The sequence below is a fragment of the Methylobacterium sp. NPDC097929 genome, assembly GCF_049543375.1.
In the GTDB taxonomy this organism is placed as follows: domain Bacteria; phylum Pseudomonadota; class Alphaproteobacteria; order Rhizobiales; family Beijerinckiaceae; genus Methylobacterium.
The window spans coordinates 150,452-174,792 of record NZ_JBMVEP010000010.1 but is presented as its reverse complement, the minus strand read 5'-3'; the positions used below and the strand labels follow the sequence as shown (position 1 = coordinate 174,792).

The window sequence follows — 24,341 nt, the reverse complement described above, 5'->3', positions numbered from 1 at the left end:
TTGCAAAGCTGGAGGTGATGCCGGCGAGCAGCGTCAGGCGCGGCTGCGGGCTGGTGAAGATCGCGGGCGGCCGAAGCCGAGACCGACGAGCCGAAATTGAAGATGCTCTCGCTCGTGCGGTCGCCGGGATACCAAGTGGCCTGCCCGTAGGTGGTCCAGCCGCTCTCGTGGACGTAGGCGAGCCGCCCGCTCACCCGCGGATAGGGCGAGGAGCGCAAGGCGCCGTCCTCGGTCAGCGGCTTGGCGCCGATGTAGGACAGGTAGGCCGCACCGGTCAGGCGCCCACGGGGCAACAGGGAGACCGGTGCGCCGATGTCGAACTCGGCGCCGACGGTTGCGAGATACGCCGGCACGTTGGGGATGAAGATCGATGGCGCGCCGTTGAGCAACCGGGCGGAGACGCCCGAATAGTTGGCGAACAAAGCCACGCGGTCGAGACCTTCCCGATAGGCCAGCAGCTTCGCCTCGACCTCGAAGCCGTCGCGGCGGGACTTGCCCAGGTTCTGCACGGGCAGGCCGGGCGCGGGCTGGAAGACCTCGTTGGCGATGTCGGTGAAGAACACCGTGCCGAGGAGGCTGAACCGGTCGAACACGAGCCGCCCGCCGCCCTCCGTGCTCTCGATGGTCAGCGGCGTGAGGCGGGGATTGTTCGTCAATTCGCTCGAAGCGGAGGGGCTGCGGAAGCCCTGGCCGTAATTGGCGAACAGCTCCAGCCAGTCGAAGGGCGTGAGCGCCGCCCCGCCCTTGGGAGAGACCACGTTCGGGCTGACCTTGGGCGACAGGGCCGGGTCGAGGTTGTTGCGCACGTCGTAGAAGAACTGGTCGAAGCGGGCGCCGCCGGTCAGTTTCAGCCAGGGCGTCGGCTTGACCTGCACCTGCGCGTAGGCCGCGAGGTTGTGCTGCGAGAGATCGAGATCGAGGGTGCGCGCGGTGAAGCTGCGCGCGACCGAGGGGCCGGTATTCACGTCGAGCGCATCGCTCCGCCAATCGCCGCCGACGAGGAACTGGGTCGGCAGCGCATCGAACAGGCTCAGCGTCCAGATCTTGCGGATGCGGCCGCCCACGGTCGCCCGCTCCTCGACCTGCCCCCGCTGACCGGCGCCGAAATCCGAGAAGCGGCTGAACACGTCGTGGCTGGCATAGAGGAGTGCCGACAGCTCGTCGTCGGGCAGCCCGTTGACGTAGTTGGCCACGAAGGTCTGGAGGGTCTTGCCGCCGCCGTCGGTCACGTTGGTCGCGGCGCGCGGCGAGACGAGGCCGGCGCGCACGAGGTCGCGCTCCAGGTAGCCCGGCTGTCCGAAGCGCGTGCCGTACATCTGCACCCGCAGCGACAGGCTGGAGCCGAGATCGAGGGGGATGGTGACCTTGTTGAAGGCGTTGTAGCGACCGAGGTCGCCGTTCTCGCGGTAGCCCCCGGTGCCGTAGCCCTCGTAGGCGAGGAAGGGCTGAATTCCCGGGCCGAGTTGGCTGAAGGTGGCAAGCCCCCGCCCCGTGCCGAAGGAGCCGCCCGACGCGCCGACGGTCGAGAAGGGCTCGGCCCGCTTGGTGTCGATGAAGATCGAGCCGCCGAGATTGGCATCGCCCGCTTCCACCGAGAACGGCCCGCGCACGATGCTGATGGAGCGGATGGTCTCCGGGATCAGCGGATTGAGATCGACATAGTTCGGGGTGTGGATCGAGGAGACTTCGTTGATCGGCACCCCGTCGATGAAGACGGCGACGTCGCGGCCGTGCTCGGCATCGCTGAAGCCGCGCAGGGCGATGCCGTATCCGACGCCGCCCTGGCCGTAATTCGAGACATCGAAGCCTGCCACGGGACGGAAGAGGTCGCCGTAGCTTTGCACGGGCAGGCGAGCGATCTCCGCCGCATCAATCACCGTGCTGTTGCCCGGGAGAGCCAGAACCGACGATGAGATCCGCGTCTTCAGGTTCGCGGCCGGTCCCGAAACCGTCGCGGAGGAACGCGCGGAACCGTCCTGCGCGCTGACCTGCAGTTCCTCCAACTCGACCGTGGTCGCATCGCGTGCGTAACCCAGGAGCGTACTCACGCCGAGAGCGCTGGCCGATGCGAGCAGGCGCGTCAGAAACGGCGACATCGTGCAACCCAGGCATTAGGTCATCCGGTCGTTACTAAGCTTCAAATTATGTGTATGTGCAGGACGGTAATTTTTCATACTCGTGTATTGCCGGGGCGAGGGCAGTCTTGATCTCAAGCCTCGTGCTCCGAGCCGCCGCGGCGCGGACGGGCGAGCGTCCCGGCGAAATGGCCTCGTTCGAGATGTCGGCGCCGTTTTTTCCCGCGCCAAGCCTTCTTTTCCCGCGCCAAGCCATCTTTTCCCGCGCCAAGACTTCGGCCTCGAAGTCTTCGAGGAGACGGGCAGGTGAACCCCGCTTTGCCCGATGACCACGATCGCCGCAGCCGGGACACCCGGTCCAAGTCGGGGCTCGGGTGCGGGGTGAGGCTTCCCATACAACTCAAGCGACGCAACTTGGTGCCGGTTCGACGCCGATGGGTCGAAATAATTCGATGTCGGGGATGTTGAAAGCGCCGAGAGTGGTCAAGCTCGTGCAAAATTCCCCATTATTACAACAACTTTTGGGTGAATCGGAACAATTGTATCAGTAATCGCTCGATTTTCGAGTGGGGCTAGCCATGCTCATTGCATTGTTGCTATAGGTTGAAGGCAAGATTTTCTCCGGGGTGCCAATAACTTGGCTGCCAAGGCAGGCCGTTTTCGCTCGGGAAGCCGCCCATGCACTTTACTCAGCGCGAAACCGACAAGCTGCTGATCTATATGCTCGCTCAGGTGGCGCAGCGCCGTAGGGATCAGGGGCTCAAGCTCAACCATCCGGAAACCGTCTCCCTCATCTCCGTCGCCGCGCTGGAAGGCGCCCGCGCCGGCAAGACGGTGGAAGAAGTGATGGAACTCGCGGGCAAAACCATCACGCGCGACGATGTCATGGACGGTGTCGCGGAGATGATTCCCTACGTTCAGGTCGAAGCGGTGTTCACGGACGGCTCGCGCCTCATCACGGTGCATGCTCCCATCAAGTAGATCGAGATGTCAGGAGGTGGCGCGATGAGTCCTTCCCAGAAGAAGACGCCCGTTGGCGGAATCATTTTCGGGGCAGGGGATATCGAGATCAATGCCGGATATCCGACGACGGCGATCAAGGTCCGAAACACGGGTGACCGCCCGATCCAAGTCGGATCGCACTACCATTTCTTCGAGGTGAATGCCTCGCTCGAGTTCGATCGCCAGCAAGCCTTCGGCAAGCGCCTCAACATTCCGGCCACGACCGCTCTGCGGTTCGAGCCCGGAGACGAGAGGGAGGTCTCGCTCGTTCCCTATCAGGGCAAGCAGCGGGTGCTCGGCTTCAACGGCCTCGTCGACGGCTGGGTCGGCGACGAAACCTACGACGATTACCGCCCACGCCTGTCGGACGCGCTGGATCGCGTGAACCGCTACGGTTTCAAGAACAAGCCGTAACCTGCCCCCTTCGATAGCCGAATCTGGAGCGCTGGGATGAGCAAGATCTCGCGGCGGCAATACTCGGATCTCTACGGGCCGACGACAGGCGACAAGATCAGGCTCGCCGATACGGACCTCTACATCGAGATCGAGAAAGACCTTCGGGTTTACGGCGAGGAGGCCGTCTACGGCGGCGGCAAGACGCTTCGGGATAGCATGGGTTACGACAACGAGTTGACCAGTGCGGCGGGCGCACCGGATCTCGTCATCACCAACGTCACGATCCTCGACGCCGTCCAGGGCGTCATCAAGGCCGATCTCGGTATCAAGGACGGCCAGATCGTCGGGATCGGGAAGGCCGGCAATCCCTCGACGATGTCGGGGGTGACACGGGGTCTCGCGCTCGGACCGGGCACGGACGCCATTTCCGGCGAGCACCTCATCCTGACCGCGGGCGGCATCGACGCCCACGTCCACTTCATCTCGCCGCAGCAGGCCCAGGCCGCGCTGAGCAACGGCGTGACGACGCTGTTCGGCGGCGGAATCGGCCCGTCCGACGGCACCAACGGCACGACCATCACGCCGGGCACGTGGAACATCGAGATGATGCTCCGCTCCTTCGATGCCTGGCCGGTCAATGCGGGCGTGCACGGCAAGGGCAATTGCTCGGCGCCGCTGCCAATCGACGAGCAGATCCGGGCCGGCGCGATGGGTTTGAAGGTTCACGAAGACTGGGGCAGCACGCCGGCGGCGATCCGCATGGCGCTCACCGTCGCCGACGATCACGACGTCCAAGTCTGCATCCACACGGACACCCTGAACGAGGCGGGTTTCGTCGAGAGCACCATCGCCGCGTTCGAAGGGCGCACGATCCACACCTACCACACGGAGGGTGCGGGCGGCGGCCACGCCCCGGACATCATCCGGGTGGCGGGCATTTCCAACGTCATCCCCAGTTCGACCAATCCGACCATGCCCTACGGCATCAATTCGCAGGCGGAATTGTTCGACATGGTGATGGTCTGCCACAACCTCAGCCCGAAGATTCCGACGGATGTCGCCTTCGCGGAAAGCCGCGTGCGCGCCGAGACCATCGCGGCGGAAAACGTCCTGCACGATCTCGGTGCGATCTCGATCCTGTCGAGCGACAGCCAGGCCATGGGCCGCGTCGGCGAGAACTGGGCGCGCACCATTCAGACGGCCCATCTGATGAAGACGCGGCTCGGTGCCTATCAGGGGGATGCGTCCGGCAACGACAATCAGCGCGTGCTGCGCTTCGTCGCCAAGGTGACGATCAATCCCGCCATCGTGGCGGGGGTGTCGCACGTGATCGGATCGGTCGAGGTCGGCAAGATGGCGGATCTCGTCCTCTGGGAGCCGGCCTTCTTCGGCGCCAAGCCGAAAATGGTCATCAAGGGCGGCATGATCTCCTGGGCGATCATGGGAGATCCGAACGCCTCGCTGCCGACACCGCAGCCGGTCGTCTATCGCCCGATGTTCGGCGCTCTCGGCCCGGCGGTGGCGAAGACCCGCGTGACCTTCACTTCGCACGCCGCCTACGAGGATGGGATCGCGGATCGCTACGCGCTGACATCCAAGGTGGTGCCCGTCTACGGCACGCGCACCCTCACCAAGGCGTCGATGGTTCGAAACGACCGGCTCCCGGTCATCGAGGTCAACCCAGAGACCTTCGCGGTGACCGTCGACGGCAAGCACGCCACGATCGAGCCCGCCACGCATCTTCCGCTCGCGCAGCTCCATTTCTTCAGCTGACGTCCCGTCACGCGGCGGGAAACGCCTCCCGCCGCCGGCTCACAGCCCGGTCCATGCGTTCATGAAACCGATCGACATCATGTGGGTGTGTTTCGGCGGCGGAGCCGGCTCCCTGCTGCGCTGGCAGCTCGGCGGCTTCATCGACCGCGCGATCCCCGCGCGCTTCAAGTTCGGCACCTTCCTCGTCAACGTCACCGGCGCCTTCGCGATCGCCTATCTCTCCGCCGCGCTCGCCCTCGGCTGGCAGCAGCGCCACGGGGACGTGGTGTCGTCCCTGGTGCTGACGGGCTTTCTCGGCGGCTACACGACGTTCAGCTCGATGCAGCTCGATACGGCGCAGATGGCGATGGCGCATCGCCAGGGGCTGGCCGCCTTGTACCTCGTCTCGTCCGTCGGCGTCGGCCTCTGCGCCGCGGCGGCGGGCGTCGCCCTCGCACGATCGTAGGGGGGCCGTGATGGGGGCGCGGGCCGTCTTCGTCTTCATCGGTGGCGGGTTCGGCGCCATCACGCGCGAATTCCTCATGCTGCTGATCCCTCAGCAGAGCGGCGCCTTTCCGCTCGACATCTTCACAGCCAACGTCCTCGCCTCGTTCTGCCTCGGCGCCGCCTTCGAACGTCATCGCCTGAACCAAGTCTCGGACGAGTACCTGCTCCTGATCGGCACGGGCTTCGCCGGCGGAATGTCGACGTTTTCGAGCTTCGTCTACGGCATCACTTCCGAAGCCTCGTCGCCGGGCCAAGCCGGTCTTGCCGTCCTCTACTGCCTGTCCAGCCTGATCGTCGGCTACGCCGCGATCCGGCTTGGAATCGCATCCGGGAAACGCCTGCGTCGCGCGTGAGCGCGGTCCGCTTTGGAGAGACGAATGATCCTCGTCGAACACAAACTCGGTCATCTCGGCGATCCGGTCTGGCAGGAGCGCACGGGGCAGGCGCGGATCGATCCGCTCGTGCTGGAGCAATGGGAGGCGCCCAAGAGCCGCCTGCGCAAGGCGAGCGAGAGCGGGATCGAGCTGGCGATCTCGCTGCCGCGCTCCGAGCACCTGCACGACGGCGACGTGCTCCACTACGACGCGGCGCAAGGGCTCATCGTCGTGGCCCGGATCGCCCTCAAGGAGGTGCTGGTCATCGAGCTGGAAGGGCTGGGAAACCTCGCGCCGCACGAGATCCTGCGCGCCGCCTTCGAACTCGGGCACGGCCTCGGCAACCAGCACTGGCCCGCCGTGATCAAGGGATCGACGGTCTACGTGCCGCTCTCGGTCGATCAGAAGGTGATGGCGTCGGTCATGCGCACGCACGCCTTCGCCCATGTGAAGACCCGCTTCGCCCCGGGCGAGGAGGTGGCGGCCAGGCTCGACGCGAAGGAGGTCCGGCTGCTCTTCGCCGGCGCCGACGCCACCCCGCACCACCATCACGGCGCTCACGAGACTGCACAGGCCCGAGATCACCAAGATCACCACGACCATCCCGATCACGCGCACGACCCTCGCCATCCGCACGCGCATCATCACCGCCACGATCCGGTGGCGTGATGCGCCACGGTGAGCCGAGGGCCCGTCTCGCACCGCGCGGCATGGCTCATCTCGCGCGCCTGCTGCAATTCACGGATTCGACGCTGCCGATCGGCTCCTTCGCCTTCTCGAACGGCCTCGAATCCGCGCTGCAGACGGGCATCGTCACCGACGCGAGCAGCCTGCTGCAGTTCGTCGAACTCGTTCTGCACCAGAACGCCCGGGTGGATGGCGTTGCGCTGCTGCACGCTCATCGCGCCGCCCTGGCGGATGACGATTCCGGCATCGTCACGGCCGACCGGGAGTTGCTCTGCCGCCGCGTCGGGGAAGAGCAGCAACTGATGCTGACGCGGATGGGCAAGAAGCTCGCCGAGCTGGCGCTCAGGATCAGCCCCTCGCCGATACTGGAGCGCTGGCTCGCGGATATCCGGTCCGACGCCACCCCCGGCTGCCTGCCGATCGGTCAGGCGATCACCCTCGCACATCTCGGCGCGGACGAGACGGAAGCCTTCGTCGTCCACCAGTACGGCATGGCCTCGATGATCCTGAGCGCCGCGCTCCGGCTGATGCGGATCGACCATTTCGAGACCCAGCGCATCCTGTTCGCCGCCCAGGGCCGCGTCGAGGACGACTACCGCGCCGTGCGCGATCTCGCCCTCGACGAGATGGCCGCCTTCGCGCCGGTCTTCGACGTGCTCGTTGCCCATCACACCACGGTCCGTGTCCGCCTGTTCATGAATTGAGTGCGGCAAAGGAAGTCGAGATGAAGAAGATCACCCGTATCGGCATCGGCGGCCCGGTCGGCTCGGGCAAGACGGCCGTCATCGAGACCATCACGCCGCGCCTGATCGCGCTGGGGATCAAGCCGCTGATCATCACCAACGACGTCGTGACGACGGAGGATGCCAAGCAGGTGCGCCGTACCCTCAACGGCGTGCTGATCGAGGAGAAGATCGTCGGCGTCGAGACCGGGGCCTGCCCGCACACCGCCGTGCGCGAAGATCCGTCGATGAACATCGCCGCGGTCGAGGAACTCGAGGACAAGTATCCCGACAGCGACGTGATCCTGATCGAATCCGGCGGCGATAACCTCACGCTCACCTTCAGCCCGGCGCTGGCGGACTTCTATATCTACGTGATCGACGTCGCCGCCGGCGACAAGATCCCCCGCAAGAACGGCGCCGGGGTCTGCCAGTCGGACATCCTCGTCATCAACAAGCGGGATCTCGCCCCCTATGTCGGCGCGAGCCTCGACGTCATGGCGCGCGACTCCAAGCTCATGCGCGGCAAGAAGCCGTTCCTCTTCACCAACTGCAAGACCGGCGAGGGCGTCGACGACCTCCTCCAGCTCATTCTCGACATGGCGCTGTTCGACGTGAGGACGAATCCTCTGCTCGCGGCGAGCGCGTGAGACCATGACTCCGCACGAGCCACTCGGCCTCATCGACGCGGCGCGCGAACTGCGCGGTTTCCAGACCGAGCCGGCGCAGATGCGGGCGGGCGCGCCCGGCAAGGTCGGACACTTGCGTCTCGGGTTCTCGCTGCGCGATCGCCGCTCCGTGCTCCACGATCTCTACCGGGTCGCCCCGCTGCTCGTGCAGCAGGCGCTCTACTGGGACGAGGCGATGCCCGAACTGCCCGTCTGCCCGATCATCTCGGTCGGCGGCGGCATCCTCCAGGGCGACCGCTACACGATCGAGATCGCGGTGGGGGAGGGCGCCTGCGCGCACGTCTCCACCCAGGGCGCCAACCGCATCCACTGCATGGATGCGAACTACGCCTCGCAGCACCAGACCGTGACCGTCGAGGCCGGCGGCTACCTCGAATACCTGCCGGACTTCACCATTCCCTATCGCGGCTCGCGCTTCCTCTCACGCACGGACCTCGTCGTCGCGGCGGACGCCACCCTGCTCTACGGCGAGATGGTGCTGGCCGGCCGCAAGCATCATCATGTCGAGGAGCGGTTCGGCTTCGACCTGCTGTCGATGGACGTGAGCCTGCGCCGGCCCGGCGGGCCCAGGCTGTTCGCGGAAAAGATCCTGATCGAGAAGGGCGATCCGACGATCGCCTTTGCGGCGGTGATGCGCGGCTTCGACGCCTTCGCCAACATCCTCTGCGTCACGCCTCCCGAGACGGCCGCGCGCATCAAGGAACGGTTCGAGACCCATTTCCCGATCGATGCGCCGCGGGCGCTGTCCGGCGTGAGCCGCCTGCCCAACGCCGCCGGGCTGATGCTGCGCGCCGTCGGCGTGGAGACCTACGACGTGCGCAGCGAGGTCCGCCGGTTCTGGCGCATCGTGCGCGAGGAGGCGCGCGACCGGTCCCTTCCCGCCGAACCCTACTGGCGCTGAGCGAGGACCGGACCCATGCCGCGAGCGAAGAGCAACCTTCTCGTCCAGTCGCTGCGCGGGACGAGCCAGGTCTTCTTCATGGAGAATGCCCTGACGGGCGTGCTGTTCTTCGCCGCGATGGCCTATGCCTCCTCCGTCAGCGGTGTCTGGGCGACCACGATCGGGGCGGCGATCGGCGTTCTCGTCGCAACGCTGACCGCACGACTTCTCGAATGCGACGAGACTTCCGTCTCCTCCGGTCTCTACGGCTTCAACGGCGTTCTCGTCGGGGCCGCGCTTCCGACCTTCATCGCAGCCTCGCCCCAGCTCTGGGCCTCGATCGTGATCGGCGCGGCGGCGAGCACGGTCTTCACCGCGGCTTTCAGCGCGACGCTCACCGGCAAATGGGGCATTCCCGGCTCGACCGGCCCCTTCGTGGTGACGGGCTGGCTGATGGTCGCTGCAGCCTATTCCTTCGGCGGCCTGCACGTGACGGGCGAGGCCCCCAAGCTCGCGGGCGATGTCGCACCAGACTTCACCGGCATTCCGGGGCCGACGGACCTCGTCGCGATCTTCTTCCGCAACATCGCGCAGGTCTACCTGCTGGGCAGCGCCGTCAGCGGCGTCATCCTCCTGGCCGGCATCCTGATCGCCTCGGTCTCGGCCGGGATCGCCGCCGCCGCCGGATCGCTGATCAGCATGGTCGTCGCGATCGCGATGGGGGCCGATCCCAAGGCCGTGAGCCAGGGCCTCTACGGCTTCAGCCCGGTCCTGACGGCGATGGCCGTCGGCGCCGTCTTCCTGACGCCCGCGCCGCGGGTGGCCGTCTATGCCGGTCTCGCCACCGTGATGACCGTCTTCGTCCAGGGCGCCCTCGACGTCATGGTCGCGCCGGCGGGCATCCCCTCCTTCACCGCCCCCTACGTGCTGACGATGTACCTCTTTATCGCGCCGAAGAAGCTGATGGCGCCCCATCCGCACGGGCCCGTCGCCGGTTCCATGATCGACGGCCAAGGCACGGGGTCCGGCAAGGCGCCGGTCCACGCGGCCGGAACCGCACGGTGACGCCCCGGGGCGCCGTCATCCGGACGCTCCGAGCGCAGGCACGGCATCGATCCCGTTTCGATCGGTCGGCATCGTCCCGCCGGACCGAGGATGCCGCGCACCGCACGCGCCGACACCTCCCTCTTCCGAGAAGACCAGATCAAGGAGCATGCGATGCAAGGCATTAATGCCGGCGACACGGCCTTCATCCTCCTCTGCACCGCGCTGGTTCTCATGATGACGCCGGCTCTTGCGCTTTTCTACGGAGGCCTCGTCAGGCAGCGCGACGTGCTGTCCGTCATGATCCAGAATTTCGTCTGCATCGGTGTGGTCGGTGTGATCTGGGTGTTCGGAGGCTTCAGCCTCGCCTTCGGCCCGGATATCGGCGGGGCGATCGGAGATTTTGGGTTCTATTTCGGCATGTACGAGGTCGGCATCGAGCCGAACCCGGTTTACGCGCCGAACATCCCCTTCATCATGGTCTTTGCCTACCAGATGATGTTCGCGATCATCACACCGGCCCTGATGACCGGCGCCTTCGTCGGGCGCTTTCAGTTCGGCGCCTACCTGTTCTTCATCACGGCCTGGACCATCCTCGTCTATCTGCCGGCCGCGCACTGGGTCTGGGGCGGCGGCTTCCTGGCCAAGCTCGGCGTCGTCGATTTCGCCGGCGGGATCGTCATTCACACGTCCGCGGGGTTCTCGGCGCTGGCGACGGCGAAGTTTCTCGGCAAACGGAGGGTGGCGGCGGGCGAATCCGAATCCGCGCCGGCCAGCCTGCCCCTGGTCGCTCTCGGCGCGGGTCTGCTCTGGTTCGGCTGGTTCGGCTTCAACGCCGGCGGCGCCTATGCGGCGGATGCGCTGGCGGCCTACGCCTTCACCAACACCATGCTCGCCGGCTCCATCGCCATGCTGGTGTGGATGTTCTGGGAATGGCGCGAGACCAAGCACCCGTCCTTTTCCGGCGTCCTCGTCGGCGCGGTGGCGGGGCTCGCGACGATCACGCCGGCCTCCGGCTACGTCGAGCCCATCGCCGCCCTGGCGATCGGCGCCATCGGCGCGACGGCCTGCTATTTTGCCAAACACGTCCAGAAGTGGCTGAAGATCGACGACACGCTGGAAGTCTGGCGTGCCCACGGCGTCGGCGGCCTGACCGGTGCTCTGCTGATCGGCCTCCTGGCCAGCCCGCACATCAATCAAGTCTCGGCCAGTCTGCAGCAATTCGGCGTCCAGCTTCTCGCCGTCACCATCGTCGGCGCCTATGCCTCCGTCGTGACGCTCATCATATTGAAGGGCCTGGATTACTTCGGGACGCTGAGGGTGCCGGATGAAATCCAGGAAGAGGGACTCGACACGATGCTCGGCGAGCGCGCCTTCAACCTGTGGAACATGGATCGCACCCTCCCGAAGTAGCGTCCCCGCTGCCAACGCCTTTGCCGGACCGGACCGGCTCGAACGGCGAGGCGCCCCTGCTGGACCTGCGGTCTCTGTTCGGCCGGCGCGATCAAGATCCGGACGCTATCGGCGACGCTTCGAGCCGGTTCGGGATATCCGAAGTCGCGCAAGTGATCGGCCCTCGGGCGGTGTTCGAGCCCGACCCGGCAAGCGGGCCCGCGCCGAGCACACGTTCTCGCAACCCCTGAATTGGCATACCGGCCGGACCGGAGACGGCGCCGAGCCCGGGCGGGCGGTGCACCACCATTGCGCCCGCCGCGCCCGATCTTCGAGGTCAATCCGCTCCTGGCGGCGATCCGAGCCTGAGGCCCGGGACCCCGATCCGCACCGCGCCTGCGCGCGTTCGCCCAAACTCCGAACGATCTGTGTCGCGCGCGAACCGCGCGCCGCCGACACCGACGAACCGTTGTCACGCTCACAGCTCTCTTTTCCGGCGAGTTCCTCAACGGTTCGGCAACCAAGGCAGGCTGTGACAGTTTCCCCTCAGCACATGCAGGCGCGGAGAGTGCTGTGGCCGCCATCACCATCACGATCGGACTGCCCACCGGCACGAGGCGTCTGGCTGTCGATTCGGAGCGCGGCGCCGCCGGCTACGCCGAAGCGGTCATCTACGCCATCCCGCGGGACGCGCTGCCGGTGCCTCTGGCGGTGTCCTGCGCCGATCCGGGCATCCGCAACCGGTTGACCGCCTATCTCCTCGATCTCCAGACCGAATGCCTGCGCATGCCCTCCCCGGGCAGGAACGCGGATCGTGCGGTCGGCTGATCGCAAGGCCTCCTGCAGCCGCCTCATGCCCCTATCGAGCGCCGGTCCCCAATGAACTCCAATTCTGACGCGCTTCCGTCGCCGATCGCCGCGGTCGAGCGCGGTCCGATCCTCGACGCCCGCACGCGGCTGCGGCTCGGGCGGCAGTTGGAGGCTTTGTACGAGCCGGTGCTGGACGAGGTGCTCGATCCGCGCTTGGCGGAATTGCTGCAGCAGTTGGAAAGCGATCAGCGGCAGGTGCAAACCGGGTAGCCCCTGGATGGGCTACGGTGCGTTGGCGCACGCGAGGCACGAGCGATGCGATTCATGCATCGGCAATCGCCCCCGATGGGGGTTGCTATGTGCGGCGCACCAATTAATTTTGTATCACGTGAGACTGCGATGGCGTCGCGGTCTTACCGCTCTTCTTGAGCGTTTCCTCCCAAGACTTCGGGCCGCCTCCTCGCTGGGGGCGGCCTCTTTCTGTCTTGTCGCCGGCGGTCTACGCGCCGCTGCACGCACTTACAAGCAAGATTTTTCTTCATTCCTGGCCGGGGATCTGGAATTTTTTATCCAGATTACGGTCCGTGGGGTCACGGGATGCGGCATCGGTTGCGCGCCCGGCCATGGCATCGGGCCTCAGAGGAAGCCGTGCGCCTGCAACGCCTGGATCGATGACGCGGCGTCTCGATGATGGATGAAGACGCCGCCCGCCTCCTCCCAGCGGTGGCGGTGACTGTCCCAGTCATCGATCAGGGCGTCGCCCGGGCGGCAATGCTCGCGCTTGAGCGCCGCGCTCGTCGTGATCATGGGGGTGTCGGGAAAGTGGCGCTCCGCCCAGCGCCGCTTCTGCGGCTCGGCCCAATTCCCCCGCGGCACCCCGGTGAGGATCACGGGCCGGCAGGCGCGGACGGCCTCGTGGAGGTCCCACGCATCCGGTAGCAGCGGAAGGTTCGTGAAGAAGTCGGGCTCCGCTGCCAGCCGGCTCCAGAACTGCTTCAGGCCGAAGCGGCGCTGGAACGCCTCGGGCGGCTGCCCCAGCACGCGGCAGGCGCCGCGATCGAAATCGGCCAGCACCCCGTCGCAGTCGAGAAACACGGTCGGCATCGACGCATCGCACCATCGTCTATCTGGCGGCCGCCTCGTCGAGGCGGCCCGACGGATAACGAGCTTCGGCCGCTTCGGATCGGAACACCCATCGCCACACCCGTTCGCGTCGCTCGCCCGCCGCGGCCGGCGCGTGCCCTCGCCGAGCCGGACGGCCGACCGCATGGCCTTGTCGCGAAAATGGCGGCGCGCTTCGCGATCGGCCCGTCGTTTCCGCTGCCGCATTTCCGTGGAGACGAAGCGCGGACGAGCGCGACGATGCAGGGTCCTGAGGCTCCCGGCGGTGGCGCCGGGGCCGGGCGTCTCGCCCTCAGCCGCCGGGGAGATGCGCCTTGATGAAGGCCCCTGCCTGCGCCAGGGAACGCCGCCCCTCCGCCACCTCCTGATAGAAGAGATGCCAGGCATGGATCATGTGGGGCCAGATCTCGAGGCGCACGGATACGTCCGCCGCCCCGGCCACGGCCGCCAGGCGCAGGGAGTCGTCGAGGAGCGTTTCGGCCGAGCCCACCTGGATCAGCATCGGCGGCAGGCCCGCGAGGTTGGCATGGATCGGCGAGACGAGCGGATTTCGCGCATCGGCGCCGTCGAGATAGAGGCTTGCGAGTTCGGCGAGGTAGGCCCGGCCGAGCAGTGGGTCGACGGCGGCCTTGGTCTCCAGGCTGGCGCCGGTCAGGGCGAGATCGGTCCAGGGTGAACTGAGCCAGAGACAACCCGGCAGCGGCAGTCCCGCCTCCCGCAGCGACAGGGCCGTCGCGAGCGCGAGCCCGCCCCCCGCGCTCTCCCCCGCGAGCGCGATCCGTGCCGGGGCGACGCCCGCGTCGAGAAGGAAGCGGTACCCGGCGAGCGCATCCGCGAGGGCGGCCGGAAAGGGATGCTCGGGCGCGAGCCGGTAATCGAGGGCGAGGGTGCGCGCCTCGGCCTCGCGCCCGGCCTGCGCGACCATGTGGCGATGGCTCGTCAGCGAGCCGGAGACGTAGCCGCCCCCGTGCAGAAACAGCACGACTCGCCCGCCGCCCGCCAGGGGCGTGCTCGTCCACTCCGCGGGCACACCCTGGGCGTCGACCGGTTCGACCACCACGTCCGGCGGCAGCCCGTAGCCCGCTCCGAGACCGTCGATCCGCGCGCGCCGCGCCGCGAGGTCGGCCGGCCTCGGATGCGCCGCGAGGCGGGCCCGGATGAGGTCGATCTCGGATGGCGGCATCTCTCGCTCCAATCCGGCTGCACGACAGGTCTCATCCGTGGGGGCAGACGAAACCGCCGCCCATCCTCCTGTGAAGCTCGTTGCGGGCGCAAGTCCGTCATCGGGATAAGCTTCGTCATCGCGCCTTTGCGAGACGGTGTTTCCAGGGGCGTGTCTCGGGCTGTCGGCCGGGATCTGCATCTGCGACCGGCTCGGTCCGATGGTGGGTGAGGAAGGGACGCAGGTCAGACCATTTCCCCTTGATCGTCATGGCGAGGCGGAGCCGAAGCCATCCAGGGCGCCGATCCGTCCGGCAAGGTCGCGTCCCTGGATCGCTTCGCATCCGCTCGCGATGACGGCGTTCGGCAATCGAAAGTGATCAGGCGGCGCCGGCATCGGGTGATCGTCACGGCATATGCGAGGCATGCCGGCCCTCACGCGCCCGCCTCGGCCCCCGCAATGCTGGGCGCTCGGCGGCTATCCGTTTCGCGCAGCGAGCGATCGGCGTAGGTGCCGCGCACCGCGTCGCGCCCGCCATGCTCGTAGAGGTCGAGCATCAGCGCGGAGTGGATGAAGCCGAGATGGCTGAAGGCCTGCGGGAAGTTCCCGAGAAAGGTGTCGTCCTCGGCCGCTTCCTCGGCGTAGAGCCCGACATCGTTCTGCATCGCCCGCAACGCCTGGAAGCGGGTGCTCGCCTCCTCGTCGCGCCCGAGCCAGAGCAGGGCGTCGACGAGCCAGAAGGCGCAGAGCAGGAAGGTGCCCTCGTGGCCCGGCAGGCCGTCGTCGTTCTTGTAGCGGTAGACGAGATGGCCGTGGCCAAGGCGCTCGATCACCGTGTCCACGGTGCGGGCGAAGGCCGCCTCGTCCACGGGAAAGCCGACCATGGGCGCGATCAGCAGGGCGGCATCGACCGCGTCGCCGCCGATATATTGCGGGTAGTAGCCGTCGCGGTGGATGCCCTCGCCGTTGACGCAGGCGACGATCCGGTCGCGCTCCCGGCACCACGCCTCCCGCTCGCCGAACAGGCGGATCGCCCGGTCGAGGGCGACCCAGTTCATGATCGCCGCGTGCAGGTAGCGCTGCTCGGGCTTGCGCGGCTCCCACAGGCCCGCATCGGGCTCGTGCCAGTGGGCCGCCGAGACATCGGCGAGCCGTGCCCCGTGCGCGCGCATCGCCTCCGGCATCGTGCCTCCCAGGCGTTCGTGGAAGTAGAGCAGGTCGAGCACCTGCCCGTAGGCGTCGGCCTGATGCTGCTCGGCGGCCTCGTTGCCGTGGCGCACGGGGGCGCTGCCGCGCCAGCCCTCGAAATGCTCGACCTGGATCTCCCTGAGATCGGCCTCGCCGGAGATGCTGTAGAGGGGCTTGAGCCGGCCCTCCGCCCGCTCGCACAAGGCCGTGACGAAGCCGAAGAAGGCCTCCGCCTCGCGGATCATGCCGAACTTCTTCAGGACGTAGAAGGACAGGCAGGCGTCGCGAATCCAGCAGAAGCGGTAGTCCCAGTTGCGGATGCCGCCGATCTCCTCGGGCAGGGAGGTGGTCGCCGCGGCGATGATCGCTCCCGTGGGCTCGTAGGTCAGGGCCTTGAGGACCAGGGCCGAGCGCATCAACTCGTCCGCCAGCGGGCCGATATAGGCCGCATCCTGCGTCCACAGCACCCAGGCGCGGCGCGTGGCCTCCATCAGGGCGCGGGCGTCCGGGCAGGTTTCGGGCGGGGCCTCGAGATAGAGCGCGAAGCTCTGTTCGCCGCCGCCCTCCACGGTGAAGCGCGCCGCGGCGACCTCGCCCTCCATCGCGAAGGTGGCATCGGAGACGAGGCCGGGGCAGCCCTCCGCCGTGACGCGCCCCCGGTCGGCGCGCAAGGGGGCGAAGCGTTCGGCGAACCCGGCAAGCGGCCGGTACTGCGCGATCATCGGCACGCGGCCCGAGATGCCGGTGACGAGGCGCACCAGCCGGGGCCGACCCTCCCCGCCCTCCGGCCCGACCATGAAGTCGTGCAGGGTGACGAAGCCCGTCTGCGTCGTGAAGGTGGTCTCGAGGATGTTGCTGCGGCTCAGATATTGCCGCGCCGTCTCGAAGCGCTCCGTCGGGCGGATCGTGAAGTGGCCGCCGCGCGCGCGGTCGAGCAGGCGCGAGAAGGCGGGATCGTCGTCGAAGCGCTCCAGGCAGGCCCAGTCGATCCCGCCGTCGCGGGCGACCAGGGCGCAGCCCTCGCAATTGCTGAGCAGGGCATAGGCCTCGATCGGCTGATAGGGGCGGTCGTGGGGATCGGCCATGGTCGTTCCTCGGGCGCCGTGCTCCGGACGCCCTGCTTCGAGAGGGGAGGGCAGGGCGCCGGTCAGGCGTCGAGGCGGAAGGGCGGTTCCAGCAGGCCGCGGACGCCCGGATCGACGAGCAGGGTGCGTCCGTGCTCGGGATCGGCCGCGCGCTCGGCCTCGCCCATGCCCTCGTAGGCGCTCGTGACCAGCAAACGGTCGAGCCCGCGCCCGGCGAAGGTCGGGCAGGTCGGCTGGCGGACCAGGACGGGCACGGTGCGCACCCGCTCGCCCGCCGGGCTGTAGGCGTCGAGGCAGGCCCCGCCGAACCGCGCGGTCCAGATCAGCCCCTCCTCATCCACGGCGGCGCCGTCGATCCCGCCCTCGCCGTCGCTGTGGTCGTAATGGGTCTGCGGCTCGGCCACCGGCAGGCCGGTGGCGGGGTCGAGGGCGACGCGCCGCAGGATGCCCTCGTCGGTGTCGACGAAGTAGCCGGTCGCGCCGTCGGGGGAGAAGGCGATGCCGTTCGGAATGGTGAGGCCGGCAAACAGCCGCGTCACTCGCGTGCCTGCGACGTGGTAGATCGCGCCGCGCCCCGCCTCAGCGTCCCGGCCCATGGTGCCGATCCACAGGGCGCCGGAGGGATGCACCCGGCCGTCGTTCGAGCGGGTGCCCGCATCCTCCGCCTCCAGCGGGCAGAACAGGCTGAGCCGTCCGTCCCGGACCGTGCGGATGTAGAGCCCGTCCTCCGCCGAGAGCAGCTGCCGGCCTGAATCGATCGCGGCGATGTCGCTGACCATCTTCGGCAGCGCGTGAATCCGGGCCGGGCCGGCCTGCGCGTCCAGCGGCCTCTCGAACAGCCGGCATTCGAGGATGTCGACCCACCACGCCGTGTCGGTCGCCGGATCGTAGCTCGGCCCCTCACCGAGATGGCATCGCGTCGGATCGAGAACACGGATCGATGGATCGGACAATGCAGGGCTTCTCCCGAAGAACATGGGTTTACGCTCCAATGAACAATCGGTTCCCGTTTCTTGTCATTCCGACTTTTTGACTATTGTCGTCTTGGGCACGTCCAGAATTAAGTTTTAATCCGCACGATGCGGGTCTTGTCGTGATGGTGCGCTCCTGATTCCAGCCGGCCGCGTCAGGGCGAGCGCGCTCACGCACCTGTCGTCGCCCGACGTCTCACGAGCGCGGCAGCGCGACCCCCGAGAGCAGGCGGACGAGCTCGACCTGCCGGTTGACGCCGGTCTTGGCCATCACGCTCTTGAGCTGCGAGCGCACCGTCTGCGGCGAGGTGCCGGACTCCGCCGCGATCTGCTCGACCGTGCGGCAGCCCGTGATGCCGCGCGCGACCCGCGCCTCGGCGGGCGTCAGATCGAACAGCCCTTCCAGCACCGAGAGACCGGGCAGCCGGTCCTGCGCCAGCGGGGTGACGACCACGATGGCCGAGGCCGCCGCGAACAGGTCGCGCGCGCTGCGCTTGACCGGAAGGACATGGGCGACGGCGGGCGGCTCGGCCTCCTTGGCCGGAACGGGAATGGATTGCGTGCGCGCCAGCCCGACCGCCGCGACCGTCCGAAGCGCCTCCGCCAGCAGGCGGTCGGCGGCCGGGTCGGCCAGCGCGAAACGGGGACCGTCGCGAACGGTCGTGCCGAGCAGGGCCTGGCAGCTGCGGTTCATCGCCAGGGCCTGCCCCTGACGGCCGAGGATTGCGGCCGGAATGCCGACCATCTCCAGGGCATCGGCAGCCACCTGCACCGCCTGCAGGCGCAGGCGGGCCGACAGCGTCGCGGCGCGGGCGAGGTGCGGCCGCATGGCGTCGAGCCGCACGACGATGTCGGCCGGGACCGGGCCGTCCCTGTAGGCCCGCTCGACATCGAAGACGATCCGTTCGCCGCTCGGCACCGTGATGGCCGTGGCGGCACCCCAGCCGTAGCCGCGCGGCCGGAGGAAGTCCGTGAACACCGGATTCGTGTCGAGTTCCTCGGGCGTGTAGACGTCGAGATCGGTCAGGAAGCCCGGATGCTGCCGGGCGAAGAGCCGGACCGGACGGTCGTTCTGGGCCACCCAGCCGTCGGCCATGAATTCTTCCATGTAGCCTTCGAGTTCGGGCGAGGCGACGTAGCGGAAGTCCAGGCCCTGGCTGGTGAACAGCAGGCCGCCGCCGCCTCCGCCGAACCGGGCGAGCGCGCTCAACGTCGAGGGCCAGAGTCCGGGAACGGCGGCCGCCTCGTAGACCCGATCGATCAAATCCTCAGGATCGGCTGACATCGTTCGTCCTGAAGCCGTCACCGGAGTCTCGACCGGCGGGCACGGTCGAGCCGCCCCGCGATCTCACGGTCATCAGCGGGCCTTTCCCCCATGCGGTAGGATGTCGGCGCCGCGAGAGGCGCCCGTCACCACGCGCGAGACTCCGGCCCGTCGTTCTCGCATCGGGGCCGCCCGGCGCGGTATCTCGACTCCCGTGCCCGCCCGGCGCTCGGGGAAGCGACGACCGCGAGCGTCGCGCTCAGCCGCACATGCGGCGGTAGCGTCGGCAGTTGCCCTGGCCCTCCTCGCCGTAGATGTCCCTGTTCTCGCAGCGGTCGCGAAGCTCCCGGCACATGCGGCGGTAGCGGCGCTCGTCACGCTCCTCGCGATAGCCGCGGCCGTCGTCGATCTCGACGCCCCCGGGGCCGACGCGGAATCCCTGTGCGAAACTCGGAACATCAAGAATCAGCAGCGTGCCCAGGGCAGCCGTAGCGACCAGAATCTTGCGCATCGAAGGGCTCCTTTTTCCGATGTCCTGTCGAGTTGGATCATCAAACGCGCGATCACAGAAATGGGTTCAGCGCCCGGCTCGGGCCATCGAACTTCGGGCGGACCCGCCGGGCCGATAGTCCGAGCCGGGCGGCAGGCTCGTCGACCCGCAGGCGTGTCCCCCGGAGCCGGCCCGGTACGCTTCGCGGCCGCGCCATCGCGAGAGCCGTTCCCGCTTCGGGGGTGCGCGGGCTGCGTTGTCGATGATAAAGAGGGCCGGGAAAGACGCGATTCAACGCTTGCGAGGTCTTGTCGAAACTTCGCTTTACGGCATAGGCTCTGGACAAAATTCCTCAGGGGAGGATCCGATCGTTTCCGGTGTGCCGCGCGCGGCGCGCGGGTGGTGAGAGACGCAGGCCGCGGCCTGCCCGAACACCGCCGCAGGAGGGAAGGGCCGGAGCGAGCATGCTCGTTGAGAGGGGACGATGAGCGACCCATCGGGTGGCGCGGGACCGGGCAATGCGGTCTCGTGGGTGTCGCAGAACGTGGTGGCCGGCCTCGGCCTCATCCTGCTCGGAGTGTTCGGAGTCTGGGCCACGAGCGGTCTCCCGCGCGGCACCCTCGGTGCCATGGGGCCCGGCATGCTGCCGCACTGGGTCGCGGTCTGCGTGGCCGTCTGCGGCTTCGCGCTCGCCGTGACGGGCGTCGTCCGCGGGGGCGAGGGGCTGCAGAGCTTCGGCCTGCGCGGTCCGGTCGTCGTGGTGCTGGCGATCCTCGCCTTCGCGGTCACGATCCGGCCCGTCGGCTTCGGCCCGGTCACCACCCCCGGCCTCGGCCTGATCGTCGCCGGGCCGCTCGCGGTCATCCTCGGCGGCTATGCGAGCCCCGAGGCGCGCTTTCGCGAGCTTCTGATCCTCGCCCTGCTGCTCACCGCCGGATGCATGCTGCTGTTCGGCGACCTCTTGAACCTGCCGATCCCGATCTTTCCCACCGCCCTCATCGAGGCGGCGAGCGGAAAGATCCCCTCGCGCGTGATGCTGCGGCTGGCGGCCGGGGCGCTCGCCCTCATCGGCCTGGGCCTGCTGCTCCTGCAGCGCCGATCCTCCCGCCGGGCCGGGACCGACGTCGCCCGGCACTCGATGACCGCCTGATCGGGAGCGAACGCCGGTGCCGGATCTTCTCTCCAACCTCGGTCTGGGCTTTGCCGTCGCGCTGAGCCTGCAGAACGTCATGCTCTGCTTCCTCGGCTGCCTCGTCGGCACGCTGATTGGCGTGCTGCCCGGCGTCGGGCCGATCGCCACCATCGCCATGCTCCTGCCGATCACCTTCGGGCTCGATCCCGTCGGCGCGCTGATCATGCTGGCGGGCATCTATTACGGGGCGCAGTACGGCGGCTCCACCACGGCGATCCTCGTCAACATCCCGGGCGAGGCGACCTCGGTCGTCACCACCCTCGACGGCCACCAGATGGCGCGCCAGGGCCGGGCCGGCATCGCGCTCGGCACCGCGGCGATCGCCTCGTTCTTCGCCGGCACCGTCGCCACCCTGCTGATCGCGGCGCTCGGCGCGCCGCTCACCCGCCTCGCCCTGATCTTCGGGCCGGCGGAATACTTCGCCCTGATGGTCATGGGGCTGGCCTTCGCCGTCGTGCTCGCCCACGGCTCCGTGCTCAAGGCCGTGGCCATGATCCTGGTCGGCGTGCTGTTCGCCTGCATCGGCACCGACCTGGAGACCGGCGAGGAGCGGATGACCTTCGGCTTCACCTTCCTGACCGACGGCGTGGATTTCTCCGTGCTGGCCATGGGCCTGTTCGGGGTGGCCGAAATCCTGCGCAACCTCGACAACAGCGAGACCCGGGAGATCGCCCGGGCGCGCATCGGCCGCCTGCTGCCGGGCCTGGCGGATCTGCGGCAGGCGACACCCGCGACCCTGCGCGGCACCGCGATCGGCGCGCTGCTCGGAATCCTGCCCGGCAACGGCGCCGTCCTCGGCCCCTTCGCCGCCTACACGGTCGAGAAGCGCATCGCCCGCGATCCGAGCCGCTTCGGCCGCGGCGCCATCGAGGGCGTCGCCGGCCCGGAAAGCGCCAACAACGCGGGCGCCCAGACCGCGTTCATCCCGCTCCTCACCCTGGGCATCCCGCCCAACGCCGTGATGGCGCTGATGGTCGGCGCCATGACGATCCACGGCATCGTGCCGGGACCCGGCGTGATGACCAAGAGCCCCGAACTGTTCTGGGGCATGATCGCCTCGATGTGGGTCGGCAACCTGATGCTGCTCGTCATCAACCTGCCGCTTGTCGGCGTCTGGGTGCGCCTGCTGAAGGTGCCCTACCGGCTGATGTTCCCCGCGATCCTGATGTTCTGCTCGATCGGCATCTACTCCATCAACTCGCTGCCGACCGACGTGATGCTCATCGCCGCCTTCGGGGTGTTCGGCTACGTGCTGATCAAGTTCGGCTTCGAGCCCGCGCCGCTCCTGCTCGGCTTCGTGCTGGGCAAGCTGATGGAAGAGTACCTGCGCCGCGCGCTCACCCTGTCGCGCGGGGACGCCATGGTCTTCCTCGAGCGTCCGGTCAGCGCGGTGCTGTTCCTCGTGGCCTTCACCATCCTGGCGCTGGCGCTCCTGCCCTCGCTGCGGAAAAGCCGCGACGAGGTGTTTACGGAAGCCTGAGCGGCATGAGGCCGGACGGGCTCGGGAATCTCCGACGAGTCAAACATCTGGAAGGGACGAGGAAACCATGAGAACGGCTCTCGCGATCAGTCTCCTGTCGGTGCTCGCCGCCTTCGGAGCGGCCGCCGACACCTACCCGCAGCGGCCGATCACCATGGTGGTGCCCTTCGCGGCCGGCGGCCCGACCGACGTCATCGCGCGCATCGTCGCCGAGCCGATGTCGCGCGTCCTCGGTCAGCAGGTCGTCATCGAGAACGTCACCGGCGCCGGCGGCACCACCGGCATCACCCGGGCCTCGCAGGCCTCGCCCGACGGCTACACCATCATGATGGGCCATATGGGCACGCACGGCGCGGCGCCGGCCCTGTTCAAGGGCCTGAAATACGACCCGGCCAAGAGCTTCGACCCGATCGGGCTCGCCGCCGGCACGCCGATCGTCATCGTCGCCAAGAAGGCGATGGCGGCCCCCGACCTGAAGTCCTTCGTCGAGGCCGTGAAGGCCGGCGGCGCCTCGATCAACCAAGCCCATGCCGGCGTCGGCTCCGTCTCGCACTCCACGGGCGTGCTGTTCGACTCGCTCATCGGCGCCAAGCCCACCCTCGTGGTCTATCGCGGCACCGGCCCGGCGCTGAACGACCTGATGGCGGGTCAGGTCGACTTCATGACCGACCAGATCGTCAACGTCGCCCCGCAGATCAGCGGCGGCACGATCAAGGCCTACGCCATCGCCACGCCCGAGCGCTCCCCGAGCCTGCCCGACGTGCCGACCACGAAGGAGGCCGGCCTGCCCGATTATCAGGTCAGCGCCTGGAACGCGGTCTTCGCGCCCAAGGGCCTGCCGGCGGATGTCCGGGCCAAGCTCGTCGCCGCCCTCGATACCGCCCTCAAGGACCCGAACGCGAGGAAGCGCATCCTCGATCTCGGCGGCACCGTGCCGAAGGAGGCGGAGGCCGGCCCCGACGCGCTGCAGAAGCTCGTCGAGAGCGAGGTCGCCCGCTGGACGCCCGTGCTGCGCTCCGCCGTCGAGGCCAATCCCTGAGGCGGGCGCGACCGCCGGCCCCGGGGCATCGCCATCATCGTGCCATCGGGGCCGGCTTTCCGTGACGGCCCATCCGGGAGGGGTGCCGATCCGGCACGTCCCGTCCCGACGAACGCCGAAGCGTCGCCGACCCCTCGGAGGTCGGCGGCGCCTCACGACAAGACACCCACTTGCCGCGCCCGCATCGGGGCGTGCCGGAGGCGGACGGCGCCGGCATCCCGACGGGCCGAGACAGCGAAAAGACGCGACCGTGGATTCCTATCTCAGTTCCTCCTTCCTGCTGTCCCTCCTCCAGATCGTCTGGATCGACATCATCCTGTCGGGCGACAACGCGGTGGTGATCGCCCTGGCCTGCCGGGGGCTGCCCGAGCGGCAGCGGCGCATCGGCGTCTACGCGGGCGCCTTCGCCGCGGCGTTGCTGCGCATCTTCTTCGCCGTCATCATCTCGCAGCTGCTCGCGGTGCCGCTGCTGAAGGTCGTCGGCGGCCTCATCCTGCTGCACATCGCCGTGAAGCTCGTGCGCGGCGAGGAGGAGGGCGAGAGCGCGATCCAGGAGCACGCGAGCCTGCCCAAGGCGATCTGGACCATCGTCGTGGCCGACGCGGTCATGAGCTTCGACAACGTGGTCGCGGTGGCGGGCGCCGCCAAAGGGCATGACGAGCTCTTCATCATCGGTCTGGCCCTGTCGGTGCCGCTCCTCGTGGTCGGCGCGAGCCTGATCACCCGCCTGATCGACCGGTTCCCGATCCTGATCTGGTTCGGCGGCGGCCTGCTCGGTTGGGTCGCCGGCGAGATGATCGCCACCGACCGGCTGGTGCATCAGCACGGGATCGAGGCGCTGCCTGCCGCCCTGCAGCCCAACATGCACTACGTCGCGGGCGCTCTCGGCGCCGCCCTCGTGGTCGCCGTCGGCGCCTGGCTCAGGCGCAAGTCCGACCGGGCCGTCGCGGCCGAGCAGGCCCATGCGGTCGAGGCGGCGGAAGCCGAGGTGCTGCGGGGCTGAGCGCCCAGCCGCGCC

At 68.3% G+C, this 24,341-nt stretch carries 24 protein-coding genes; 17 read left to right on the top strand and 7 right to left on the bottom strand.

The window, feature by feature from the left end:
* Positions 1-2,096: TonB-dependent receptor (locus tag ACPCJR_RS20570; RefSeq protein WP_391514360.1), on the bottom strand; the 2,096-nt coding region annotated here is incomplete at its 3' end.
* A gap of 657 nt (positions 2,097-2,753) precedes the next feature.
* On the opposite strand from ACPCJR_RS20570, the gene ACPCJR_RS20565 reads away from it, so the two are divergent.
* The 13 genes from ACPCJR_RS20565 to ACPCJR_RS20505 all read left to right on the top strand — a co-directional run bounded on the left by ACPCJR_RS20565 (position 2,754) and on the right by ACPCJR_RS20505 (position 12,600).
* Positions 2,754-3,056 carry an urease subunit gamma gene (locus ACPCJR_RS20565; protein ID WP_135299747.1) on the top strand — a complete coding sequence of 101 codons (303 nt, stop codon included), beginning with the start codon at positions 2,754-2,756 and terminating at the stop codon, positions 3,054-3,056.
* A 24-nt stretch (positions 3,057-3,080) separates the two neighbouring features.
* On the top strand, positions 3,081-3,491 hold the full coding sequence (locus tag ACPCJR_RS20560) for an urease subunit beta (RefSeq protein WP_391514363.1): 411 nt from the start codon (positions 3,081-3,083) through the stop codon (positions 3,489-3,491).
* Positions 3,492-3,527: 36 nt separating this feature from the next.
* Positions 3,528-5,246, top strand: a complete 1,719-nt coding sequence (locus tag ACPCJR_RS20555; RefSeq protein WP_391514365.1) for an urease subunit alpha — start codon at positions 3,528-3,530, stop codon at positions 5,244-5,246.
* 61 nt (positions 5,247-5,307) lie between these two features.
* A complete protein-coding gene (locus ACPCJR_RS20550; protein ID WP_391514366.1) occupies positions 5,308-5,691 on the top strand; it encodes a fluoride efflux transporter FluC in 384 nt (127 codons plus the stop codon).
* A 10-nt stretch (positions 5,692-5,701) separates the two neighbouring features.
* Entirely contained in the window at positions 5,702-6,085 is a 384-nt protein-coding gene (crcB, locus tag ACPCJR_RS20545; RefSeq protein ID WP_391514368.1) for a fluoride efflux transporter CrcB, read from the top strand.
* A 24-nt stretch (positions 6,086-6,109) separates the two neighbouring features.
* Positions 6,110-6,775 carry an urease accessory protein UreE gene (gene ureE / locus ACPCJR_RS20540; protein ID WP_391514370.1) on the top strand — a complete coding sequence of 222 codons (666 nt, stop codon included), beginning with the start codon at positions 6,110-6,112 and terminating at the stop codon, positions 6,773-6,775.
* A 41-nt stretch (positions 6,776-6,816) separates the two neighbouring features.
* Positions 6,817-7,497 (top strand): urease accessory protein UreF, encoded by a 681-nt coding sequence (locus tag ACPCJR_RS20535; RefSeq protein WP_391514371.1) that lies wholly within the window; start codon positions 6,817-6,819, stop codon positions 7,495-7,497.
* A gap of 20 nt (positions 7,498-7,517) precedes the next feature.
* Positions 7,518-8,165, top strand: a complete 648-nt coding sequence (gene ureG, locus ACPCJR_RS20530; RefSeq protein ID WP_391514373.1) for an urease accessory protein UreG — start codon at positions 7,518-7,520, stop codon at positions 8,163-8,165.
* Positions 8,166-8,169: 4 nt separating this feature from the next.
* Complete coding sequence (locus ACPCJR_RS20525) at positions 8,170-9,105, top strand: urease accessory protein UreD (RefSeq protein WP_391514375.1); 936 nt, start codon at positions 8,170-8,172, stop codon at positions 9,103-9,105.
* Positions 9,106-9,120: 15 nt separating this feature from the next.
* On the top strand, positions 9,121-10,149 hold the full coding sequence (yut, locus tag ACPCJR_RS20520; RefSeq protein ID WP_391514377.1) for an urea transporter: 1,029 nt from the start codon (positions 9,121-9,123) through the stop codon (positions 10,147-10,149).
* A gap of 153 nt (positions 10,150-10,302) precedes the next feature.
* Positions 10,303-11,541 carry an ammonium transporter gene (locus ACPCJR_RS20515; protein ID WP_391514379.1) on the top strand — a complete coding sequence of 413 codons (1,239 nt, stop codon included), beginning with the start codon at positions 10,303-10,305 and terminating at the stop codon, positions 11,539-11,541.
* 552 nt (positions 11,542-12,093) lie between these two features.
* A complete protein-coding gene (locus ACPCJR_RS20510) occupies positions 12,094-12,348 on the top strand; it encodes a hypothetical protein (RefSeq protein ID WP_110353924.1) in 255 nt (84 codons plus the stop codon).
* Between the two features lie 51 nt (positions 12,349-12,399).
* On the top strand, positions 12,400-12,600 hold the full coding sequence (locus tag ACPCJR_RS20505; RefSeq protein WP_391514381.1) for a hypothetical protein: 201 nt from the start codon (positions 12,400-12,402) through the stop codon (positions 12,598-12,600).
* A gap of 366 nt (positions 12,601-12,966) precedes the next feature.
* Here ACPCJR_RS20505 and ACPCJR_RS20500 read toward each other — a convergent pair whose 3' ends face one another.
* The 6 genes from ACPCJR_RS20500 to ACPCJR_RS20475 all read right to left on the bottom strand — a co-directional run bounded on the left by ACPCJR_RS20500 (position 12,967) and on the right by ACPCJR_RS20475 (position 19,633).
* Positions 12,967-13,434 carry a 5' nucleotidase, NT5C type gene (locus ACPCJR_RS20500; RefSeq protein WP_391514383.1) on the bottom strand — a complete coding sequence of 156 codons (468 nt, stop codon included), beginning with the start codon at positions 13,432-13,434 and terminating at the stop codon, positions 12,967-12,969.
* Between the two features lie 310 nt (positions 13,435-13,744).
* Positions 13,745-14,635 (bottom strand): alpha/beta hydrolase, encoded by an 891-nt coding sequence (locus ACPCJR_RS20495; RefSeq protein WP_391514384.1) that lies wholly within the window; start codon positions 14,633-14,635, stop codon positions 13,745-13,747.
* Positions 14,636-15,048: 413 nt separating this feature from the next.
* A complete protein-coding gene (locus ACPCJR_RS20490; protein ID WP_391514386.1) occupies positions 15,049-16,887 on the bottom strand; it encodes a glycoside hydrolase family 15 protein in 1,839 nt (612 codons plus the stop codon).
* Between the two features lie 62 nt (positions 16,888-16,949).
* On the bottom strand, positions 16,950-17,864 hold the full coding sequence (locus ACPCJR_RS20485; RefSeq protein ID WP_391516816.1) for an SMP-30/gluconolactonase/LRE family protein: 915 nt from the start codon (positions 17,862-17,864) through the stop codon (positions 16,950-16,952).
* A 190-nt stretch (positions 17,865-18,054) separates the two neighbouring features.
* Positions 18,055-19,143: a helix-turn-helix transcriptional regulator gene (locus ACPCJR_RS20480; protein WP_391514389.1), complete on the bottom strand. Its 1,089-nt coding sequence runs from the start codon at positions 19,141-19,143 to the stop codon at positions 18,055-18,057.
* 238 nt (positions 19,144-19,381) lie between these two features.
* Complete coding sequence (locus ACPCJR_RS20475) at positions 19,382-19,633, bottom strand: hypothetical protein (RefSeq protein ID WP_391514391.1); 252 nt, start codon at positions 19,631-19,633, stop codon at positions 19,382-19,384.
* Between the two features lie 463 nt (positions 19,634-20,096).
* Between ACPCJR_RS20475 and ACPCJR_RS20470 the strand changes: the two genes are divergently transcribed.
* The 4 genes from ACPCJR_RS20470 to ACPCJR_RS20455 all read left to right on the top strand — a co-directional run bounded on the left by ACPCJR_RS20470 (position 20,097) and on the right by ACPCJR_RS20455 (position 24,326).
* Positions 20,097-20,762, top strand: a complete 666-nt coding sequence (locus tag ACPCJR_RS20470; protein ID WP_391514393.1) for a tripartite tricarboxylate transporter TctB family protein — start codon at positions 20,097-20,099, stop codon at positions 20,760-20,762.
* Between the two features lie 16 nt (positions 20,763-20,778).
* Complete coding sequence (locus tag ACPCJR_RS20465; protein WP_391514394.1) at positions 20,779-22,284, top strand: tripartite tricarboxylate transporter permease; 1,506 nt, start codon at positions 20,779-20,781, stop codon at positions 22,282-22,284.
* Positions 22,285-22,351: 67 nt separating this feature from the next.
* Complete coding sequence (locus tag ACPCJR_RS20460) at positions 22,352-23,323, top strand: tripartite tricarboxylate transporter substrate-binding protein (RefSeq protein ID WP_391514396.1); 972 nt, start codon at positions 22,352-22,354, stop codon at positions 23,321-23,323.
* A gap of 250 nt (positions 23,324-23,573) precedes the next feature.
* A complete protein-coding gene (locus tag ACPCJR_RS20455) occupies positions 23,574-24,326 on the top strand; it encodes a TerC family protein (RefSeq protein WP_391514398.1) in 753 nt (250 codons plus the stop codon).
* Positions 24,327-24,341 lie beyond the last annotated feature (15 nt).

Bases quoted from the DNA above. Each gene is read 5' to 3' on its own strand.
- ACPCJR_RS20565 (WP_135299747.1), top strand. From the start codon at position 2,754: ATGCACTTTACTCAGCGCGAAACCGACAAGCTGCTGATCTATATGCTC.
- ACPCJR_RS20560 (WP_391514363.1), top strand. From the start codon at position 3,081: ATGAGTCCTTCCCAGAAGAAGACGCCCGTTGGCGGAATCATTTTCGGG.
- ACPCJR_RS20555 (WP_391514365.1), top strand. From the start codon at position 3,528: ATGAGCAAGATCTCGCGGCGGCAATACTCGGATCTCTACGGGCCGACG.
- ACPCJR_RS20550 (WP_391514366.1), top strand. From the start codon at position 5,308: ATGAAACCGATCGACATCATGTGGGTGTGTTTCGGCGGCGGAGCCGGC.
- crcB (WP_391514368.1), top strand. From the start codon at position 5,702: ATGGGGGCGCGGGCCGTCTTCGTCTTCATCGGTGGCGGGTTCGGCGCC.
- ureE (WP_391514370.1), top strand. From the start codon at position 6,110: ATGATCCTCGTCGAACACAAACTCGGTCATCTCGGCGATCCGGTCTGG.
- ACPCJR_RS20535 (WP_391514371.1), top strand. From the start codon at position 6,817: ATGGCTCATCTCGCGCGCCTGCTGCAATTCACGGATTCGACGCTGCCG.
- ureG (WP_391514373.1), top strand. From the start codon at position 7,518: ATGAAGAAGATCACCCGTATCGGCATCGGCGGCCCGGTCGGCTCGGGC.
- ACPCJR_RS20525 (WP_391514375.1), top strand. From the start codon at position 8,170: ATGACTCCGCACGAGCCACTCGGCCTCATCGACGCGGCGCGCGAACTG.
- yut (WP_391514377.1), top strand. From the start codon at position 9,121: ATGCCGCGAGCGAAGAGCAACCTTCTCGTCCAGTCGCTGCGCGGGACG.
- ACPCJR_RS20515 (WP_391514379.1), top strand. From the start codon at position 10,303: ATGCAAGGCATTAATGCCGGCGACACGGCCTTCATCCTCCTCTGCACC.
- ACPCJR_RS20505 (WP_391514381.1), top strand. From the start codon at position 12,400: ATGAACTCCAATTCTGACGCGCTTCCGTCGCCGATCGCCGCGGTCGAG.
- ACPCJR_RS20500 (WP_391514383.1), bottom strand. From the start codon at position 13,434: ATGCCGACCGTGTTTCTCGACTGCGACGGGGTGCTGGCCGATTTCGAT.
- ACPCJR_RS20495 (WP_391514384.1), bottom strand. From the start codon at position 14,635: ATGCCGCCATCCGAGATCGACCTCATCCGGGCCCGCCTCGCGGCGCAT.
- ACPCJR_RS20490 (WP_391514386.1), bottom strand. From the start codon at position 16,887: ATGGCCGATCCCCACGACCGCCCCTATCAGCCGATCGAGGCCTATGCC.
- ACPCJR_RS20485 (WP_391516816.1), bottom strand. From the start codon at position 17,864: ATGTTCTTCGGGAGAAGCCCTGCATTGTCCGATCCATCGATCCGTGTT.
- ACPCJR_RS20480 (WP_391514389.1), bottom strand. From the start codon at position 19,143: ATGTCAGCCGATCCTGAGGATTTGATCGATCGGGTCTACGAGGCGGCC.
- ACPCJR_RS20475 (WP_391514391.1), bottom strand. From the start codon at position 19,633: ATGCGCAAGATTCTGGTCGCTACGGCTGCCCTGGGCACGCTGCTGATT.
- ACPCJR_RS20470 (WP_391514393.1), top strand. From the start codon at position 20,097: ATGAGCGACCCATCGGGTGGCGCGGGACCGGGCAATGCGGTCTCGTGG.
- ACPCJR_RS20460 (WP_391514396.1), top strand. From the start codon at position 22,352: ATGAGAACGGCTCTCGCGATCAGTCTCCTGTCGGTGCTCGCCGCCTTC.